Origin of the sequence: Paraburkholderia phenazinium, from assembly GCF_900141745.1 — a bacterium.
Taxonomy (GTDB): Bacteria; Pseudomonadota; Gammaproteobacteria; order Burkholderiales; family Burkholderiaceae; genus Paraburkholderia; species Paraburkholderia phenazinium_B.
Genome location: NZ_FSRM01000001.1, coordinates 2,869,325 through 2,885,406 on the forward strand (window position 1 = coordinate 2,869,325; position 16,082 = coordinate 2,885,406).

General features: G+C 62.1%; 13 protein-coding genes. 5 read left to right on the forward strand and 8 right to left on the reverse strand.

Going from position 1 to position 16,082, the window contains the following annotated elements; translation table 11 throughout:
* Positions 1-117: 117 nt before the first annotated feature.
* Together BUS06_RS12995 and BUS06_RS13000 are read right to left on the reverse strand one after the other, a co-directional pair.
* Positions 118-783, reverse strand: a complete 666-nt coding sequence (locus BUS06_RS12995; RefSeq protein ID WP_074264624.1) for an HAD family hydrolase — start codon at positions 781-783, stop codon at positions 118-120.
* 224 nt (positions 784-1,007) lie between these two features.
* Complete coding sequence (locus BUS06_RS13000; protein WP_083611417.1) at positions 1,008-2,021, reverse strand: MerR family transcriptional regulator; 1,014 nt, start codon at positions 2,019-2,021, stop codon at positions 1,008-1,010.
* A gap of 261 nt (positions 2,022-2,282) precedes the next feature.
* Here BUS06_RS13000 and BUS06_RS13005 point away from each other — a divergent pair, with 261 nt between their 5' ends.
* Both BUS06_RS13005 and BUS06_RS37830 read left to right on the forward strand, forming a co-directional pair.
* Entirely contained in the window at positions 2,283-3,680 is a 1,398-nt protein-coding gene (locus BUS06_RS13005; protein ID WP_074264625.1) for an MFS transporter, read from the forward strand.
* 329 nt (positions 3,681-4,009) lie between these two features.
* The gene (locus BUS06_RS37830; RefSeq protein ID WP_167379386.1) at positions 4,010-4,171 is read left to right on the forward strand and encodes a hypothetical protein; all 162 of its coding nucleotides are present in this window, start codon (positions 4,010-4,012) and stop codon (positions 4,169-4,171) included.
* A gap of 101 nt (positions 4,172-4,272) precedes the next feature.
* On the opposite strand, the gene BUS06_RS13010 is transcribed toward BUS06_RS37830, so the two are convergent.
* Complete coding sequence (locus tag BUS06_RS13010) at positions 4,273-5,142, reverse strand: MOSC domain-containing protein (protein WP_074264626.1); 870 nt, start codon at positions 5,140-5,142, stop codon at positions 4,273-4,275.
* Positions 5,143-5,219: 77 nt separating this feature from the next.
* Positions 5,220-5,813 carry a cytochrome b gene (locus tag BUS06_RS13015; RefSeq protein ID WP_083611418.1) on the reverse strand — a complete coding sequence of 198 codons (594 nt, stop codon included), beginning with the start codon at positions 5,811-5,813 and terminating at the stop codon, positions 5,220-5,222.
* 340 nt (positions 5,814-6,153) lie between these two features.
* Between BUS06_RS13015 and BUS06_RS13020 the strand changes: the two genes are divergently transcribed.
* Together BUS06_RS13020 and BUS06_RS13025 are read left to right on the forward strand one after the other, a co-directional pair.
* Positions 6,154-6,558: a heme-binding protein gene (locus BUS06_RS13020; RefSeq protein ID WP_074264627.1), complete on the forward strand. Its 405-nt coding sequence runs from the start codon at positions 6,154-6,156 to the stop codon at positions 6,556-6,558.
* 186 nt (positions 6,559-6,744) lie between these two features.
* Positions 6,745-8,916: a malate synthase G gene (locus BUS06_RS13025; RefSeq protein WP_074264628.1), complete on the forward strand. Its 2,172-nt coding sequence runs from the start codon at positions 6,745-6,747 to the stop codon at positions 8,914-8,916.
* 172 nt (positions 8,917-9,088) lie between these two features.
* Here BUS06_RS13025 and galU read toward each other — a convergent pair whose 3' ends face one another.
* Positions 9,089-9,982 carry a UTP--glucose-1-phosphate uridylyltransferase GalU gene (gene galU, locus BUS06_RS13030; protein WP_074266076.1) on the reverse strand — a complete coding sequence of 298 codons (894 nt, stop codon included), beginning with the start codon at positions 9,980-9,982 and terminating at the stop codon, positions 9,089-9,091.
* A 250-nt stretch (positions 9,983-10,232) separates the two neighbouring features.
* Positions 10,233-10,388 carry a hypothetical protein gene (locus tag BUS06_RS37835; protein WP_167379387.1) on the reverse strand — a complete coding sequence of 52 codons (156 nt, stop codon included), beginning with the start codon at positions 10,386-10,388 and terminating at the stop codon, positions 10,233-10,235.
* Between the two features lie 300 nt (positions 10,389-10,688).
* Between BUS06_RS37835 and BUS06_RS13035 the strand changes: the two genes are divergently transcribed.
* Positions 10,689-11,927 (forward strand): acyltransferase family protein, encoded by a 1,239-nt coding sequence (locus tag BUS06_RS13035; RefSeq protein WP_074264629.1) that lies wholly within the window; start codon positions 10,689-10,691, stop codon positions 11,925-11,927.
* 192 nt (positions 11,928-12,119) lie between these two features.
* On the opposite strand, the gene BUS06_RS13040 is transcribed toward BUS06_RS13035, so the two are convergent.
* Both BUS06_RS13040 and BUS06_RS13045 read right to left on the reverse strand, forming a co-directional pair.
* Positions 12,120-14,591, reverse strand: coding sequence for a glycosyltransferase family 4 protein (locus BUS06_RS13040; protein ID WP_074264630.1), 2,472 nt, complete (start codon positions 14,589-14,591; stop codon positions 12,120-12,122).
* On the reverse strand, positions 14,588-16,054 hold the full coding sequence (locus BUS06_RS13045) for a flippase (RefSeq protein ID WP_074264631.1): 1,467 nt from the start codon (positions 16,052-16,054) through the stop codon (positions 14,588-14,590). Before BUS06_RS13045 ends, BUS06_RS13040 begins: the two co-directional genes overlap by 4 nt.
* Positions 16,055-16,082 lie beyond the last annotated feature (28 nt).

The following is a 16,082-nucleotide window of genomic DNA, read 5'->3' on the forward strand; positions in this document are numbered from 1 at the left end:
CCGCGGATGGTCGGCCAACGGATAGCCGCCTCCGCACTCTCCTATAGTGCGTGGTCGTTATGCCAGCCAGATGACAAAGCGGTGACGGTGCGGGCGTATCGCCATGGCAACCGGCCTTCAGAGCACGCTGAGGTCCATCGTGGCCAGTTCTCCGACATGTTCGACTGTTACGTCAGCCGGGGGATAAGCGGCAATATTGGCCGGATCGAGCGCGTAGTGCCCCTGGCGGGGAAAGACTGTCGTCAGCCGTTCTTTCCAGATCTGCTTCATGGCGGCGAGGATGCGCAGTTTGTCGTCCACCATCACGTAGCGCTTTGCCGGATACCGTTGCACGACTTCGTCGAGCATCCGTTCCTTGTGGATGTAGATCAGCACCCGCCCCTCCACCGCATCCCATAGCCCCGACTGCTTGATCTTACGGGGTTGGAACACGACGTCGCCATCGGACAGGATCACGGTAGGCCCGCGCTTGGCCATATTCTCGATTGCCGCAAGTGCGTCCGGGAACAGGCGGGTGGCGAACGGGTAATCGATCAGGAACGACGACATCAACATCAGCCGCGTGTCGCATTGACGTTCCAGCCGGTAGCGTTGCAAGGCCCCGAGGTAATCGGCGTAACCGAGCTCGCTGCGCAAGGTTTCGAAGATTTCCCAGTAGCGGTCGCTGCTCGTGGTTCCGAACTGTTCGGTCAGGTGCTCGCGTAAATCCGCCACGACCTGATCGTTGTTTAACAAGGTATTGTCGACGTCGAGCAGGAATACGACTTCTTCAGGCGCGCTCATACGATAGGTTCCTCCGCAAACGATGACTGGGATGTTGGGTACGGTAGGTATCGATCATACGCGCGCTGGGGTGATGGTGCCGCTAAAGCGGGCTGAGGGACTGGCGAACGCCGGCAGCGTCGGACGATGATGACCGAATCGGGAATTGGCTAACGGATTGTCAGCTATCCGAAGTGAATGGACTTTGAAATGGAATCGGTGCCGGGCAAAGCTGCATTCTTCGCTCAACCACCCTCCTCGGGCGCCCACCGCTCCTCCCGCGCCACCCGCTCGAGCGCCAGCTCGAACATCGCCCGGGCGCGATTCGCCACTTCCCCCAGATAGCGATGCAGCGCCGCGTCGGCCGGCGTGCGCGACATGCAATCGTCGCTGTACTGCTCAAACGACGACAACTGCTGGATCAGACCGGCAAGATGGCGCGGGCACTCGCACGCGATGGTGGTCGAGCGCCCGGCGATCGATGCAAGTGCGTCGTCGGAGTAGCGACGCGGCGTACGTGCGTAGGCTTCGACAGCATCGCGTGGCTGCGTCTGCGGTGACAGGTCGCGCAGAATCTGCCGTGCCTGCAGCTTCTCAAGCGGTTCGCGATACACCCGCACGCCCGCATAGCGCAGCGTATTCACGCTGTGCTCGGTACCGAATGCGTAGACGACAGCGAGCACCTTGGCATGACATGTTTCGCCGAGCCCAAGCACGGCTTGCACGAGTTCGTCGTGCAGCGACGCGACATGAATCACCAGCGCATCCGTTTTCAGCGGATGCGCCTGAGCGTCCTTGATGTCGTCGAACACGGTGAGGCGTGGCTGGCTGGCGGAACGCAACTCCGGCAGATCGCTGCGCAAACGGCGTGCGAGCGAGGTGCCGACAATCGTGAGCGTCGACTCCGTGACATCATCCAGCGGACCAGGCGGGAACGCCGCTTCTGCATACGTCAGCGCGAGGCGATCCAGCTGATCGAGTTCGAGTCGCGCGATCGAGCCGATCGCGTGACCGCGTTCCACCAATTTCTTCAGCAGGATCAGCCGCTGCACATCCTGCGACGAATAGAGGCGTTGCCCCGAAGCGCTTTTGGGCGGCGCGACGACGCCATAGCGCCGCTCCCAGATCCGCAGCGTTGTGACGGGCATGCGTGCGAGACGCGCGGCGGCGCCGCTGCGATAGCACTGGAGCTGCGCTTTCTCTTCTTCGCCGACGTCTGACGGGGCAATCGCGGGGTCGTGAGGGGGCTGTTGGGTCATTGGGATTCGATACTCCTTTGAAGCGCCAATGCATCGATATTGGATGATTATAGAGACCAATAAAGAGTCAGTCAGGCCTCAGTCTGAATATTTACCGAGTCATTATCGTTTCATCTGCGCGGCTCGGTTTGCAAAACCAACCGGCCCATCCCGCTCCGTATTCGCACGCATTGCGCCCGCACGCCGCGCCGTGCGAAATTGCCGCGAGCCATCACCCGCTCAGCCGTCAACCTTACAAAACCTTTAGAACAAGAGGCGCTCATGTCCACACAGCAGGCGGCGGAAATCGCCGCCCGGTTTGACCGGTTACCCCCTTCGCGTACCGTCTGGACCATGGTGATCCTGATTTCACTCGGCGGCGTCTTTGAGTTCTACGACCTGTTCTTCACCGGTTATGTGGCGCCCGGCATGGTCGAGTCCGGGCTGTTCAAAGCCGAATCGCTGGGATTTTTCGCGGCACTGCAGCCGCTCGCGGTGGCCGGGTTCGGGACTTTCGTGTTTGCCACCTTCGCCGGCCTGTGGATCGGCACCGTGGCGTTCGGCTTCGTGGCGGACCGTTTCGGGCGACGCGTCGTATTCACCTGGTCGCTGATCTGGTACATGGTCTGCACGGTGATCATGGCTTTCCAGACGTCCGGCTTCGCGCTCGATATCTGGCGCCTGATTTCGGGCATCGGCATCGGCGTCGAACTGGTCACCATCGACACCTACATCTCCGAACTGATCCCCGGTGGCGAGCGCGGCCGGGCCTATGCGGTCAACCAGTTCATTACGTTCTCGGTCGTGCCGGTGGTCGCCTTTCTCGCCTACGCGCTCAAAGGCACCCAGCCGCTTGGCCTCGAATACTGGCGCGTGGTGATCCTGATCGGCTCTGTCGGCGCCGTGATCGTGTGGATCCTGCGTCGCAAGATTCCCGAAAGCCCGCGCTGGCTCGCGCGCCATGGACGCATTGAGGAAGCCGAGCGCATCGTCGCGGATATCGAACGTCGTGTCGCCGCAGAGAAAGGTGTGGTCTTGCCGCCGCCGCAACCGGTCGCGCCCGAGCAGGCCGGTACGGGCTCATATGGGGAGATTTTCGGGCCGCAATACCGTCGACGTACCCTGCTCCTGTCGATCTTCAACATGGCCCAGGTAATCGGCTTCTATGGTTTCGCCGCCTGGGTGCCGACCCTCCTCATCCATCGCGGCATTCATGTGACTGCGAGCCTTGGCTATGCATTCGTGATTGCCATCGCCAATCCGTTCGGGCCGCTGCTGGGCGTGTGGTTTGCCGACAAGTTCGAACGCAAGACGCAGATCTGCGGCGGCCTGATTACGATGGCGGTGGTGATCGCCGTGTTTTCCCAAGCCTCCGAACCATGGCTGCTGATCGTGCTGGGCGTGCTGTTCACGCTCGCGGCGAACATCATGTCGTACGCGTATCACGGCTACCAGGCCGAACTTTTTCCCACCCGGATCCGGGCCCGGGCAATCGGCTTTGTCTATTCGTGGAGCCGGATCTCCGCTGCCTTTGCGGGACTCGCGATCGGCATTCTGTTGCATGGATATGGGGTAGCGGGCGTGGCAGCTTTCATCGGCGTTTCGATGCTGGTCGGCATTGTGATGATCATGCTCGGACCGTCGACGCGCGGGCTATCGCTCGAGTCGATCAGTCACTGATCCTGATTCGTGCAGCTGCTAGCTGTGTGGCCGCCATCCGCATCGCCGATGCGACGGATGGCGCTCGACACGCCCACAAAAAAAGAAAGGCCCGGCTATGGACCGGGCCTGCAAAGGTCACCCCCTGCAAAGCCAAGGGGCAACTGGACGTAACTCTCGGAGACTGCGCGGTGCATGAAACGATCGGTTCATGCGACGCCGCATACATCACTACTTTATGCGTTCCATCTTAAAGGGAACTTAAGCTCGCATCGTTTGCAATCGGACAGCGGCAATCCTGGATGCGATGCATAATTGAGCCCAGCCCATCAACCAACGGACGCCCAGTCATGACTGAACGCGAAAGCGAAGCAGCGAAAACGGTCAAACCATCCGGGCGCGCCCCGGGATCGTCGCGGATGATCTGGGTCATTGTTCTGACATTGCCGGTCACCATCGTGGCGCTCGCCATTACCCTCGAGATTTTTGGTTTTCTGTTGCGCCTAGGTTGAACACTGCAGGATTCCTAAGGTTCGCCGGGGAAAAGTCCCGCGAAACACTCCATCAGAGCTGCACCGCTGCCGTACTATCCTGATCGTCGAACGTTAGCTACCTAATCGTCAAACGCCAGCTCGGCATCGATCTGCTGGCCAAGCGCCAGCACCGCGCCGAATCCCGTCGAAACGATCCCATTCTGACCGAACGTCAGCGCGCCATCGAGCCGCGCATTGGCGCGATAGGCGCTCATCGTGTCGAGCGGCTCGTTTGGCCAGAGCGGATCGGGTACTCCGCTCGCCTGATCGATCGTGGGCATCGGGCAGCGCGCGCACGGCTTGACGAGTCGAACCTGCACCGCACCCTCCCCCGTCCAGACCGTGAGGCTGTCCACGAAGTCTTCTTCATAGGCATCGAGACCGTTGAACACCAGATTCGGTCTGAAGCGGTTCATCGGGATCGGCGGCGCGCCTTTACCGGCAAGACGGCGGTTCAGATCGGCCAGCGACCCCTCGCCGATGACCAGCAAGGGAAAGCCGTCCGCAAAATGCGTGATGGCCTGCATGTCTCCCGTCCAGTCCGGGTCCACCACGCGCTGCACGGCCGGATCGAAGCGCGCGAGCCGTACAGGTTCGCCGAGGAAAGCGGTGAACCAGGCCGCCGTTTGCGGGCCGGTGTCGAACGCGGGCATGGTGTCTCGCCAGACGGTGACATCAAACCGTTCGGGCTGTTCGAGCGCCTCGGCTGCGAGCGGCGTTCGCAACTCAGGCATGCCTCGCGCGGAGACGATCAGTTCGCTCTCGCCCAACGCCACCTGAATCAGCGCAAGACGTCCGTGGCTGCGCTGCGTCAGCATCTGTCCACTGGGCGTACACACCAGCCAGTTGCGATCGTATTCGAGGCCCGAGGGCAACAGCCGCGCCTCGTTTAGCGCGATACCGGTGCACGACTTGATCGGATAGACATAAAGACCGCTGACGGCTGGCATGATGGGGGGCGCGTTATTTGATCGTGTAGAGGCCGATTGTAATAGCCGCCGCGCACGCGCGCCCAACTGGGCATAAATCAGCGCCTGGCTGCCCGCCCCGTCATCCGCCCGAGAATGTCCACGCGCTCGATCAACTGATGGTAGATCACCGCCAGCACATGCCCGGCAATCAGCGCGTAAGTGGCCCACGCGAGCAGCGCATGAATTTGCCCGCCGAGATGGCCGAGCGCCTTGTCCTGCGGCACCACGCCCGGCACCTGGAACAGCCAGAACCAGTTGACCGGATGGCCGCCGCCATAGGAGTTGATGTATCCGCTAATCGGCATTGCAAAGAGGATCACGTAGAGCAGGCCGTGGCCGATATGCGCGAGGGTTTGCTCGAACGCCGGGATCGAAGCCGGCAATGGCGGCGCGTTGCCCGACAGGCGGGTGACCACGCGGATCAGCGTCAGCAGCAGGACGGTCAGGCCAATCGATTTGTGCAGGTTGATCCAATTGCCCCGCATCGGGTCGTGGCGATCGAGGCTGGTCATGTACCAGGCAAGCGGAATCACGACGAACATGCACAACGCGGTGAGCCAGTGCAGCACCCGCAGCGTCAGGCTATAGGTCGTGTGGACCGACGGCAGCGCGGTGCTCGCCGTTGAGGCTACGCGGGATGGACGGGACATGATGAGAACCTTTCAATCGGATTCGAATGTGAAAAGCTTGACATAAAAATATGGCAGGCGTGCTGTCTGGTCAGTTGCCATTGTCAGTCTCCGGTTACGCGGCGTTACGGACCTCGGGCGGCAAGCGCGCCCGTGCGCTCGATGCGCCGGCGCCGGCTTCCGACACGCCCTGCGGCGCTTGGACGTAAAATCCCGAAGCACAGCGTAGCCGCGACGCCTCAACCGGCGGCGCGCACGGCTCACCCCATACGCAAACCGCGCGCCTCATGAGGGCGCGCCGCAGGATTGGGACAAATAGATGTAGAAGGATCCTTACCATCACCTAGACAGGGAATTCATTATGCTGACGAAACATGTGTTGGGCGTTGCCGAAGTCACGCAGATTCTCGCCGCCGCGCGAGCCGAGGCCGAGAAGAACCAGTGGGCCGTAACGATTGCGGTCGCCGACGACGGCGGCCATCTGCTCGGCCTGCTGCGACTCGACGGTTGTGCTCCGGTCGGCGCCTATATCGCCGTTGAAAAGGCCCGCACCGCGGCCCTCGGCCGGCGCGAATCCAAGGTGTACGAAGACATGATCAACGGCGGCCGCACTGCGTTTCTGAGCGCGCCGCTGTCGGGCTCGCTCGAAGGCGGCGTGCCGGTGATCGTCGACGGCCAGGTGATCGGTACGGTGGGTGTGTCCGGCGTCAAGGCGGACCAGGACGCGCAAGTGGCCAAGGCGGGCGCGGCCGCACTCAAGGGTTGAAATGAATCCGTAACTCCAGCGAAACGACCGACCAAAGCGCAGTAGCAAGGCAAACGAGCAACGCAACAGCGCAAGGCAAGCGCGGAAGGCAGCCACCCAGGCCAACCGCGAAGGCCCCTGCGCAAGCAAACGAACCATCAGGCCGGTGACCCCACACCGGCCCAGCCCAATCAGATGGAGCAGTCCATGACTGACATGACCAAGCGAAGCGGACTGCAGGTAGCCGCGAATCTCGACCAGTTTATCGAACACGAAGCCCTGCCGGGCACCGGTGTAGACAGCGCCGCCTTCTGGGCGGGGTTCGACGCGCTGGTGCACGACCTCGCACCCAGGAACCGCGCCCTGCTGGCTGAGCGTGACCGCCTGCAAACCGAACTCGATCAATGGCATCGCGCCCATCCGGGCCCGGTGCGCGACCTGGCCGCTTACCGCAGTTTCCTCGAAAGCATCGGCTATCTCGTGCCGGTGCCGGCCCGCGTCAAGGCCACGACTGACCGCGTGGACACCGAGATCGCCGAACAGGCCGGCCCGCAGCTCGTGGTGCCGCTGTCGAACCAGCGCTACGCGTTGAACGCCGCCAATGCACGCTGGGGCAGCCTGTACGATGCGCTGTACGGCACCGACGCAATTCCCGAAACCGACGGCGCGGAAAAGCAGAAAGCCTTCAACCCGGTGCGCGGCGCTCGCGTGATCGCCCGTGCGCGAGCCTTCCTCGACGAAGCCGCCCCGCTCGCCCATGGCTCGCATGCGGACGCCACCCGCTATAGCATCGAAAACGGCCAGCTCGTCGTAGCATTGAAGAACGGCGCCACGGCGCTGAAGACGGCCGCGCAATTCATCGGCTATCAAGGCGAAGAGGCGGCGCCCTCCGCCATCCTGCTCAAGCACAACGGTCTGCACTTCGAAATCCAGATCGACGCCGAGGATTCGATCGGCAAGACCGACGCGGCCCACGTCAAGGACGTGCTGATGGAAGCGGCGGTGAGCACGATCATCGACTGCGAAGACTCGGTCGCGGCCGTCGATGCGGACGACAAGGTCCAGCTCTACCGCAACTGGCTCGGCCTGATGACCGGCGATCTGACCGAAGAGGTCACGAAGAACGGCAAGACCTTCACGCGCCGTCTGAACGCCGATCGCGTCTACACGGCGGCCAACGGCACGGCGCCGGTCGTGCTGCATGGCCGCTCGCTGCTGTTCATCCGCAATGTCGGTCACCTGATGACCAATCCGGCAGTGCTGACGAAAGATGGCCACGAGATTCCCGAAGGCATTCTCGATGCGGTGATCACCACCCTGTGCGCACTGCACGACCGCAAACACAGCCTGAATTCGCGCACCGGCTCGGTTTATATCGTCAAGCCGAAGATGCACGGCCCGGCTGAAGTCGCGTTTGCGAGCGAACTGTTTGCGCGCGTCGAAGATCTGCTCGGTCTCGAGCGCAACACGATCAAGATGGGCATCATGGACGAGGAACGCCGCACCAGCGTCAATCTCGCCGCATGTATCGCCGAGGCGTCGGCGCGCGTTGCGTTCATCAACACCGGCTTCCTCGACCGCACCGGCGACGAGATGCACACTGCCATGCAAGCCGGCCCTATGCTGCGCAAGGGCGACATGAAGTCGACTGCATGGATCACGGCCTACGAGCGCAGCAATGTGCTGGAAGGTCTCGCCGCGGGCCTGCGTGGCCGCGCGCAGATCGGCAAGGGTATGTGGGCGATGCCGGATCTGATGCACGCGATGCTCGAGCAGAAGATCGCGCATCCGAAAGCCGGCGCGAATACCGCATGGGTACCCTCGCCGACCGCCGCCACGCTGCACGCGCTGCACTATCACCAGGTGGACGTGCAGGCGGTGCAAAAGGAGCTGGAGAAGATCGATCTGGCGAGCGTGCGCAGCGAGCTGCTGGATGGCCTGCTGACGATTCCGGTGGTCGAAGCCGCGAAGTGGAATGCCGACGACATCCGCCAGGAAGTCGAGAACAACGCGCAAGGCATTCTCGGCTATGTGGTGCGCTGGGTCGATCAGGGCGTCGGTTGCTCGAAGGTGCCGGACATTCACAATATCGGCTTGATGGAAGATCGTGCGACGTTGCGCATTTCCAGTCAGCACATTGCGAACTGGCTGTACCACGGCGTGGTAACGCGTGAGCTCGTCGAAGAGACGTTCAAGCGCATGGCCAAGGTGGTCGACGAGCAGAACGCCGGCGATCCGCACTACAAGCCAATGGCGCCCAGCTTCGACACGATCGCGTTCAAGGCGGCACAGGCGCTTGTGTTCGAAGGACTCGAACAGCCGAGCGGCTACACGGAACCGTTGCTGCACAAGTTCCGGCTCGAGGTGAAGAAGGTCTGAGGAACGCGCCGGCGGCTTCTTCTATAGCCGGACGCTGAGCGAAACGAACGGGCGCCACGAATTTTGCGGCGCCCGTTTTTCATTGGTGTGCCCGCATTCAGCGTCGATCAGTTCTACCAGGATTTCGGCGAACCCACCGACGGCATCGCGCGCCCGTTCCCCGACGCTGCTTTCAGGCTGCGGCAGCCGTGAGATGGAGCGGCAAATAGGCCTGCAGATACTCTTCGAACTCAGCCCGCACTTCCGGATGGCGCAACGCGAACTCGACCGTCGCCTTCAGGTAACCGAGCTTGCTGCCGCAATCGAAACGCGTGCCGAAGTAACGGTACGCCAGCACCTGCTCTTCCGTGAGCAGCGACTGCACCGCGTCGGTCAACTGCAATTCGCCGCCAGCACCCGGCTTGAGCGCGCGGATATGCTTGAAGATGGTCGGCATCAGCACATAGCGGCCCACCACGCCGAGATTCGACGGCGCCTTGTCCGGTGCCGGCTTTTCGACAATGCCCGACAGCTTGATCACGTCCTCTTCCCACTCGCGGCCGTCGACCACGCCATATGAGCGGCTGTCCTCGCGCGCAATGGTTTCCACGCCGATCACCGAGCTGTGATAGTGGTTGAACACGTCGACGAGCTGCTTCATCACCGGTTGCGTGCTGTGCAGCAGGTCGTCGGCGAGAATCACAGCGAACGGGCTGTCGCCCACCAGTTTTTCCGCGCACAACACGGCGTGGCCGAGGCCCAGCGCCGTAGCCTGGCGCACATAGAAGCAATCGACATTGGCCGGCTTGATGCCGCGCACCAGTTCCAGCAGTTGCTCCTTGCCGCGCGCTTCGAGTTCTGCCTCGATCTCGTACGACTTGTCGAAATGGTCTTCAATGGCGCGCTTGCTGCGGCCTGTTACGAAGATCATCTCGGTGATGCCGGCCGCTATCGCCTCTTCCACTGCATACTGGATCAGCGGCTTGTCGACGATGGGCAGCATCTCCTTGGGACTTGCCTTGGTGGCCGGCAGGAACCGTGTCCCGAGACCTGCCACGGGAAACACGGCTTTGGTAACTTTCAGCATGGTATGCATTCCCACATCGGTTGATGAAAGTGTGCGGTTCGCCGGATGGGCGCCGAATAGAACTGATCGAAAGTGTCGTTAAAATCTAATTCACGTTTCGTCAAAATTAAAGTAAATCGTGTGAAAAAATAATCTATAAGCCTTTATCGCACCGGGTGATTAACTTTGCACGTCAACGCAGGAAACAATTACGCCGGAACAGGCCGAATGCCGTAATTTTTACGGGCCGGTAACTGCCCGGCGCGCGGCGTCAGGCGGCGCCTTCCTCGTTTTCGTCCATTGGCGGCAAATTGCCGGGTTTCATCCGGAAGCGGCCGATCGGTTCATTGCGCAGCGCCTCCCGGTAAGCCGAAGCTGCGACAAGGATCAAAAGCACGGCAATGCCGGCGAGCAGATGCAGGTTCATGACTCCACCTCTGGTCAGAAGAATCAGGGCACCAAACTATCACGACAAAATCGGCAAATAATTCTGTGACCGCTGATTTGCCAGCGAATTACAAATCGAAACACATTTAATTTTTTTGCCACTGGATATGCCATTTTTTATTCATTTTTTTACCTCGGCGGTGTTCTAGCATGTGCATGCGGCGACTGGTGCGCATAGGGCGTCCTTTGAGCGGCCGATTTGCGCACGGGTTCGCGTTCGTATGAACCGCTGGCCGGTTTAGCCGGTTAGCCTCTTCCCTCGCCCGATAAAGGACCGCGCATGAGCGATTCAGCCTTCGATGCCAGTGGCGCATCCCTGCAGGCTTCCCTCCCCGCTTCCGCGTCCATCCCGGCTCGCCCGCTGCGCGATTCGCGCGTGGACAGCGCCGGCAAGGAACACGTCATCGATGCCATGCGCGGCTTTGCCGCCTTGCTGGTCGCCTATTTTCATTGCCGCCAGGTGGCCTGGGTCGGCATGGAAAGCTTTCACCGGACTGTCGGCCATGCGCTGGGTTTCAGCTCCATCGCGGCCTATCTGACATTTCCGATCGCCTGGGGCTCGGCAGGCGTGCCGATTTTCTTCGTCATCAGCGGCTATTGCATTCATCGCGGCGGCGCGTTGCGTCTCGCGCAAAACCCGGTTTACCGGCTCGACACGGTCAATTTCTGGGCGCGCCGCTTTGCGCGGATCTACCCGGTGCTGCTGGCCGCGTTGCTGGTGACCTTCGCGCTCGACTGGTTCAGCTTCCAGTTGCCGCCCGTCAACCACAAGTTGCGCGAGATCGGCCTGCAGGCGTTTCTCGTCAACCTGTTCTCGCTGCAAGGCGTAGCGGGCAAGACGTACGGCTCGAACGGCGCGCTGTGGACGCTTTCGCTCGAGGTGCAGTTCTACGTCATTTATCCGCTGCTGTTCGCGCTGCGGCGCCGGATCGGCATGACGCCGGTGCTGGCGCTGGTCGCGCTTGTCAATATCGTGTCGGCGCTGGTGCTCGAGCGGCACGACCTGCAGTTCTTCACGTCGTACTGGTTCTCGTGGACACTCGGCGCCTGGATTGCCGACGCGCGGGCCCAGACGGGGGCCGCTGTGTCGCTCGACAAGCGGCCTGCCTCGAACTGGCTCTACGCGGTCGCGATGGGGTTCGTGGTGCTGGGCTGCGTCGCGTTTCACTTCGGCCAGTACGGTGCGTTCCAGTTCTGGGCGCTCGGTTTCGCTTTCTACCTGTACAAGGCACTGGATCGGCAACGCGCTGTGGATACGCCCATTACGCGCGTGCTGTCGCGGTTCGGCGACTTCAGTTTCTCGCTCTACCTGATCCACTTGCCGATTTTCGTGCTGCTGTCGTCGCTGCTTTATCGCTCGGCGCTGCAATTGTCGATCTGGCCGTCGTTCGGCTTCATGCTGGTGGCCGTGCCGGTTGCCTATGTGTTCTACCGTCTGGTCGAGCTGCCTGCGATGAAGTGGTCCGCGAGCCTCAAGCCGAAGAACAGGGGCAGTCGTGTTGCTACGCGGGCGGCGTGAAATCGGCAGTGGCAGCCGCCCGTGATTCAATAGTGGCGGCCGCCGCCTAAGCGATACAGCGCAGGCTGCCGGTTGACCTGGCCCGCAGTAACGGCCCGATAGACCAGGCAACAGCAAATCGTCGGAACGCGCATGACAGAAGGGCCGCAACGTTGCCGTTGCGGCCCTTCTGCTTCGTCGAGCTTCGTAGCCTCAACCTCTCGTCTTGCCTCCTGCCACGTCCTTCAGAATCCGTTCGACGCCATTCACATAAGCCTTGGTGCCGAAGCGTCCCAACGCTGTCTGGTAGCCGTTCGTGACGAGCCGTTCGCGCAGTCCGTTATTGCTGCGCAACTCGGCAAGCACATCGGCCAGCGCGTTTGCATCGCCGGGCGTGCACAGCACGCCATTCACACCATCCTCGACGATTTCCAGCACGCCGCCGGCCCGCGCCGCCACAACGGGGCGCTGCGCCAGCATCCCTTCCACGATCACGCGGCCGAACGGCTCCGGCGTAATCGACGTATGGGCGATGGCGTCGACCGCACACATACAAGCCGCGATATCGTGCTGAAAGCCCAGAAAGTGCACCCGCGCGCCCAGTCCGTGCTCCGCGACGAATGCACGCAACTCCGCCTCGTAAGCGTCTTCGCCAAACAGCGGCGCCCCTACCAGCACCGCATGCATGTGCGGATTGAGAACCATCGCTTCGAGCAGCACATGCTGGCCTTTCCAGCGCGCGAGACGGCTGAACGAGCCCACGAGGAACGCGTCCTGCGGCAGCTTCAGACGGGCACGCAGCGCCGCAACCGGCACGCCGCGCAGCGCGTCGAACGGTGCGGCCGAAATCCCGTTGAAGACCACGTCGATGCGCTTCTCATCGAAACGCGTCAACTCGGCAAACGCACGCGCTGACGCGGCTGAATTGGCGATCACATGCGCGAGACCCAGCTTCGCGCACCACTTGATGATGCTCAGTTGCTTGCCGCCAAAATGCTCGGGACTCACGATGTCGCGCAGGTGCCACACCACCGGGCGCCGTGCGAGCCGCCCCGCGAGCGCGCCGATCACCATGGCGCGCTGCGTGTTCGCGTAGATCACATCGGCATGCTTCGCGCGAGCGACGGTGGCCTTCACCAGCCCAGCCACCCCTTTGATAGCACGTCCAAGCGGCGGCGTGCTGCCCTGCTTGCGCACCTCGCGCAGCGCACCGGAATCCAGTACCCGCACGTTCACGCCAGCCGTATCGAGCGCGGTGCGAAATGGCCCATCGTCGAACAGCACGACTTCGATTCGCGATTTCAGCGCCTTGACGATCTCGAGCAGCGACAACTCGGCACCGCCGAGGACGCCGCTCTGATCGAGCGCCAGTATCCGTGGCGTTTTCCCGGCAGCGACTTCAGCAGCCGGTGGCGCAACATACGGCTCGTAAGCCGGCATCGTCGCACCGTGCAGGGCCGGCACGGCAGCTCGCACATGTGCGAAGAAACGCGAGCGGAAATGCGCGGCGGAGAAACGCTCCGCATTGGCACGGCAATCGGCAGCGGAAAAACGGCTTGCATGCGCGTCGAAATCCTCGACTGCGGCGATGATCGACTCGGCGCGCTGATCTTCGAAGAACATGCCGGTAGGCCGCGAGTTCGACAGATCGCGTACGGTCTCCAGCGCCCCGCCCTTGCCGTACGCGATCACCGGCGTGCCGCAGGCCTGCGCTTCGACCACCGAAATGCCGAAGTCTTCCTCGGCAGCGAACACGAACGCCTTGGCCCGCTGCATCTTTTCCTGCAGCACCTTGAATGGCTGGTAGCCCATGATCTCGACGTTAGGCCCCGCCTTCGCGCGCACCTTCTGCATATCGGGCCCGTCGCCGATCACGACGAGACGCCGCTCCGGCATCCGCGCAAACGCTTCGACGATCAGATCGATCTTCTTGTACGGCACCATCCGCGATGCGGTCAGATAGAAATCTTCCTTCTGCTCGTGCAGTACGAAAGCTTCCACGTCCACCGGCGGGAAGATCACAGCCGCATCACGCTGATACACCTTGCGGATGCGCCGCGCGATGAATTGCGAGTTGGCGACAAAGGTGTCCACCGAATTCGATGTGCGGATATCCCAGTTGCGGATGTAGTGAAGAATCAGCCGAGCCAGCGCGGATTTAGGCCCGTTGGTCAGCTTCGATTGCTCCAGGTACTGATGCTGCAGATCCCACGCATAGCGGATCGGCGAATGCACGTAGCTGATATGCACCTGGTCCGGGCCGGTCAGCACGCCCTTGGCGACCGCATGGCTGCTCGAGATCACCACGTCGTAAGCCGACACGTCGAGCTGCTCGATCGCGATCGGCATCAACGGCAAATACGTGCGGTATTTGGTGCGCGCCTTCGGCAGCTTCTGGATAAACGAGGTCGTCACCGGCTTGCCGCGCAGGAAGCTGCGGTCCTCGAGGAAATCGACCACGCTGAACAGATCCGCATCCGGAAAGCACGCCACGATCTGTTCGAGCACACGCTCGGCACCCGCGTAGGTGACGAGCCAGTCGTGCACGATCGCCACGCGTACGTGGCTGTTCGCGCGCGGCACACGTCGAGGCGGCGCGTGCTGTGCGGGCGGTGTGGCGACTTCGGCCAGCGCGCTGCGCTGGGTGGGCCGTATGACGGCTTCCTCTAGGACGTCCTGGTTCATGCGCTTTTCCTCGGATTCAGTCGCAACAGCAGCGAACGCGCAAGATCGCGCAAGGCAGGCGTCGAGGTGATGGACCACGCCACGTTGACAGCCGCCACTACGGTGCCGGCGACGATCGCCAGCGAGAGACTAGGCACGGCGCCCGCAAGCCACAGGCTTGCCAGCAAGAACGCGAGATGGGGGAGCATGTCGAGCACGATCGGCCGGGCACGAACCGCCGACAGCCACAGCAGCACGCCGTAGTCGAGCAGCGCGCGGCCGCCGACGGCCACCGCCGCTCCCGTCAGACCGAAGTACTTGATGCCGAACCACAGGCCGGCGGCATAAACCGGCAATTCGAGCAGGCCGACGCGCGCCGCCACCGCCGGATTGACCTGCGACTGGATCATGATGCGGCTCACGTTGGCCTGGCCGACCAGCCATACCGTGACAATCAGGATGCGGCCCACAGGGGCGGCGATCGTGGCAATCTCATTGCCGACCCAGATATGCAGGAATGGGCCGAGCACGAAAATCGCGCCCAGCGCAATCGGCGTAAAGGCGCCGTTGAGAAACTCGAGCGACTGTTGCGCAATCTGGTCCGCGTGATCGCGGCCGACGGCGGACAGACGCGGAAACAACGTGCGCCCCAACGCGGTGGGCACGATATTCAGGCGCGTCACGAGGTTCTGCGGCACCGTGTAGAAGGTCACGAAGCGAGCGCCGAGGGCGGTGCCGAGAAACACCTTGTCGAGCGTATCGGCCACCATAAAAGCGACGCTCGTCACCAGCATCCAGCCGCCGAAATTGAACAGCCCCTTGGCCACACCGAGTTGCGGCGGCAGGATGCGCCGCAGATTCAGCACCTTCAAGGCAGAGCGTCCGAGCAGCAGCGCGGCGAACAGACGCGCCACCACCGCGGCGGCCAGTACGTTCTGCAAGCTCGGCCCCATCCACCACGCCACACCTAAAGGCAGCAGCTGAAACGCGAAGGTGCCGAGCGTCTGGTTGGTGTTGTAGACGCCAAAGCGTTCGGCGCCGTTGATCGCGCCGCCAAACACCCACGAGAGGTTGGCAATCGGAATCGCAATCGCGAGCCACGGCAGCGCCATGTAGACCTCGTGCTGCAATGCCGGCGAAACTTTGCTGAAATAGGCGGTGTAGAGAAATGCGCCGAAATAAATGATCAGGCCGCCGATAATGCCCGTCACCAGATTCAGCCAGGTGGCACTCCAGAACACGCGCGCGCACTCGTCCGAGTCTTTCGAAGCGAGCGCCTTCGAGATATGGTTTTGCGCCGCCATGCTCATGCCGAGATCGAGAATCGAGAAATAGCCGATCAAGGTCCACACGAGGGCAATCACGCCATAGCGCTCAACGCCCAGCAGCCGGATATACGACGGCACTGTCACGAGCGAAACGAAGGTCGGCAACACCAGGCCGAAAAAATTGATGCCTACGTTCTTGAGAATGCCTTTGTCCATCGGATGCCTTTTGATTCAGCGATGCAGC

Bases quoted from the DNA above. Each gene is read 5' to 3' on its own strand.
- BUS06_RS12995 (WP_074264624.1), bottom strand. From the start codon at position 783: ATGAGCGCGCCTGAAGAAGTCGTATTCCTGCTCGACGTCGACAATACC.
- BUS06_RS13000 (WP_083611417.1), bottom strand. From the start codon at position 2,021: ATGACCCAACAGCCCCCTCACGACCCCGCGATTGCCCCGTCAGACGTC.
- BUS06_RS13005 (WP_074264625.1), top strand. From the start codon at position 2,283: ATGTCCACACAGCAGGCGGCGGAAATCGCCGCCCGGTTTGACCGGTTA.
- BUS06_RS37830 (WP_167379386.1), top strand. From the start codon at position 4,010: ATGACTGAACGCGAAAGCGAAGCAGCGAAAACGGTCAAACCATCCGGG.
- BUS06_RS13010 (WP_074264626.1), bottom strand. From the start codon at position 5,142: ATGCCAGCCGTCAGCGGTCTTTATGTCTATCCGATCAAGTCGTGCACC.
- BUS06_RS13015 (WP_083611418.1), bottom strand. From the start codon at position 5,813: ATGTCCCGTCCATCCCGCGTAGCCTCAACGGCGAGCACCGCGCTGCCG.
- BUS06_RS13020 (WP_074264627.1), top strand. From the start codon at position 6,154: ATGCTGACGAAACATGTGTTGGGCGTTGCCGAAGTCACGCAGATTCTC.
- BUS06_RS13025 (WP_074264628.1), top strand. From the start codon at position 6,745: ATGACTGACATGACCAAGCGAAGCGGACTGCAGGTAGCCGCGAATCTC.
- galU (WP_074266076.1), bottom strand. From the start codon at position 9,982: ATGCTGAAAGTTACCAAAGCCGTGTTTCCCGTGGCAGGTCTCGGGACA.
- BUS06_RS37835 (WP_167379387.1), bottom strand. From the start codon at position 10,388: ATGAACCTGCATCTGCTCGCCGGCATTGCCGTGCTTTTGATCCTTGTC.
- BUS06_RS13035 (WP_074264629.1), top strand. From the start codon at position 10,689: ATGAGCGATTCAGCCTTCGATGCCAGTGGCGCATCCCTGCAGGCTTCC.
- BUS06_RS13040 (WP_074264630.1), bottom strand. From the start codon at position 14,591: ATGAACCAGGACGTCCTAGAGGAAGCCGTCATACGGCCCACCCAGCGC.
- BUS06_RS13045 (WP_074264631.1), bottom strand. From the start codon at position 16,054: ATGGACAAAGGCATTCTCAAGAACGTAGGCATCAATTTTTTCGGCCTG.